Genomic DNA, 2,518 nt, shown 5'->3' on the forward strand with positions numbered 1-2,518 from the left:
GAGCAGCGAGGTGCCGAGCAGAGCGGCGCCCGCGACGCCGGCGAGAACGGCATGGCTCATCGCGTCGGTCAGGTAGACGAGCCTGCGCTGGGTCGCCCAGACCCCCGCGACCGGCGCCGCGACCCCGACGGCAAGCGTGGCCACCAGGGCACGTCGCATGAACGGGTAGTCGAACGGCTCGGTCAACCAGCCGAGGGCGAACGCGCCGCTCACGACAGCCCTCCCCGCACGACGAGCGGGCTCTGGGCGGCAGGCAGGCCTTCGACGGCAGGCAGGCCCTGGACGGCGAACTGGTCGTGGACGGCGGGCAGCACATCGCGGGCCGGCCCGTCGGCGAGCACTGTTCGGTCGATGACCACCGCCCGGTCGAACACCTCGCGCGCCAGGCGCAGCTGGTGTAGCGCGCAGCAGACGGCGATCCCCGCCGCGGCGAGCTCACCGAGCGTGGCCAACAGGGCCTGCTCGCTCGCGCTGTCCAGCCCTTCGCAGGGCTCGTCGAGCAGGAGCACGTCCGGTTCCTGCGCCAACGCGCGGGCCAGCAGGACCCGCTGCGCCTGCCCGCCGGACAGCTCTCCCACCGGCCGGTCCGCGAGCGGGGCCAGATCCAGCCGCGCCAGGGCCGCGTCGACCGCCGTCTGGTCGGCCGCGTCCAGCCGGCGCCACCAGCGCCGCGCCGAGAGCCGCCCGGTCGCCACCACTTGGCGGACGGAGACCGGCAGGTCCCAGCGTGGCGCCGCCCGCTGCGGGACGAAAGCCACCTCGACCCTGGCACGTCCGTGACGGCACGCCTCGGTGTGGTGAACGACCGTCCCGTCGTGTGGCGTCAGCCCCGCCAGCGCGCGCAGCAGGCTCGACTTTCCGGCGCCGTTGCGGCCCACCAGCGCGACCAGTTCCGTCGAGGCGAGGGCGAGGTCGACGTTCTCCAGCGCGGTCACCCGACCGTACCGCACGGTGACCCCCGGGCCTCCAGCACGGCGGGCCCCCGCCGGACCGCTTCACCCGCACTCCAGGCCGGTGTGCAGGCGGTCGCCATTGCCCCGCATCACGGTCAGGTAGTCCTGGTCGGCACCCAGCTCCTCGCGGGGGTCGAACTCGAGCGCGGCGAGCAGGTCAACTTTCGCGCCGATGGCCGCGGCTACCGTCTCGGACAGATCAGGCGGCAGCGCCTCCTCGAAGAACACGGTTCGCACCCCCGCCTCCCGGGCGGTGTCCGTGATCTCGCCCAGGGTCCGGGCGTCCGGCTCCGCCTCCGGCGAGATGCCCGCGATCGGGATCTGCTCGAGGCCGTAGCGGTCCGCCAGATAGCCGAACGCCGCGTGGGACGTCACGATCTCGGTCTGGGAGCAGCCCGTCAGGTCCGCCTTCAGGTCTCCGTGCAGGACGTCGAGATCGTCCCCGAGCGCGGCCAGGTTCGCCCGGTACACCTCGGCGCCCTCGGGGTCGGCCTCGGCGTAGGCCTCGGCGACCGTGCCGGCCAGGGCCTTCATCCGCACCGGGTCGAGCCACACGTGCGGGTCCTCGTCCCCCGTCGCCTCGTGCGAGTCCGCGCCGCCATCGGACTCTTCGTGCGAGTCCTCATGCGAGTCCGCCGTCGCCGGCATCAGTTCGGCTCCGGGCGCCTCGAGCAGGTCCCGTCGCACCACCGTGTCAGGTAGTTCCGCGACGGCCTTCTCCACGTCGGGCTGGAAGCCGGCCCCGAGATAGAACAGGACCTCGGCGTCCGCCAGCGCCGCGGCGCCGCGGGCGTCCAGCGCCAGGTCGTGCGGCTCGGTGCCCGGCGGGGTCAGCGTGGTGACCGTCACCCGGTCTCCCCCGACCCGCTCGGCGAGGAACTGCACGGGATAGAAGTTCGCCACGACCGGAAGCCGGCCGGCGGCACCACCAGGCGTGGTCCCCTCGTTGTCATCGCCACACGCGGCCGACAGGGCGGCGGCCAGCACCACAGCGCCGCCCAGGATCAGCCACCTTCGGAAGGATCTTTCCATATCGACACACTAACAGTTAATGAAAACGATATTCATATCGGTGTCGACGGATCCGCGGCACGCGACGTCCGCGTCGGCTCGGCGCCCCGCGACGCCAGGACCTCGTCGACTGGCACGGTGGACGGTCCGGTCCACTCCCCCGGGATCCCACGGCAGGCCGGCCAACGCGGGAGCGTCGGCCCGGTCGCCAGGCCGCACTTCACAGCTAGACGAGTGATTCCTGAGGGTCAGTGATCGTAGGCGATCAATGAGCGGATCACCGGCGCGCCGGTCTTGTGGTTGTGCCAGAGCCCAGCGGCCAGGGCCATGACCCGCTGGGCGACCCGGATCCCGATGCCCTCGTAGGTCCGTCCACCGTGTTCTTCCAGGTCAAGCCGCCCCTTGAGGGTGTCGTTGACCGACTCGATCAGCTGCCGGACGCTCTTGAGCAGCGACTCCCCGGGCCGCACCTTCTCGTCCTTACGATGCGGCCGGAGCAGCTCGATGCCCTCCTCGGACAACCGCTTCTCGAGTTCCCCGGAGGCGAAGCCCTC

The 2,518-nt window shown here is 72.1% G+C and carries 3 protein-coding genes and 1 pseudogene; all 4 read right to left on the reverse strand.

What is annotated here, in order from left to right:
* A partial coding sequence (locus AC08OP_RS17055; protein ID WP_476615099.1) for a metal ABC transporter permease occupies positions 1–213 on the reverse strand: 213 nt, incomplete at its 3' end.
* Positions 210–950 (reverse strand): metal ABC transporter ATP-binding protein, encoded by a 741-nt coding sequence (locus AC08OP_RS17060; protein ID WP_476615100.1) that lies wholly within the window; start codon positions 948–950, stop codon positions 210–212. The genes AC08OP_RS17060 and AC08OP_RS17055, both read right to left, overlap by 4 nt.
* A gap of 45 nt (positions 951–995) precedes the next feature.
* Entirely contained in the window at positions 996–1,985 is a 990-nt protein-coding gene (locus AC08OP_RS17065; RefSeq protein WP_476615101.1) for a metal ABC transporter solute-binding protein, Zn/Mn family, read from the reverse strand.
* A gap of 227 nt (positions 1,986–2,212) precedes the next feature.
* Positions 2,213–2,518, reverse strand: a pseudogene (locus AC08OP_RS17070) (IS982 family transposase); the annotation flags it as partial.

This window comes from Frankia sp. CeRuru1 (assembly GCF_977966315.1).

Bases quoted from the DNA above. Each gene is read 5' to 3' on its own strand.
- AC08OP_RS17065 (WP_476615101.1), bottom strand. From the start codon at position 1,985: ATGGAAAGATCCTTCCGAAGGTGGCTGATCCTGGGCGGCGCTGTGGTG.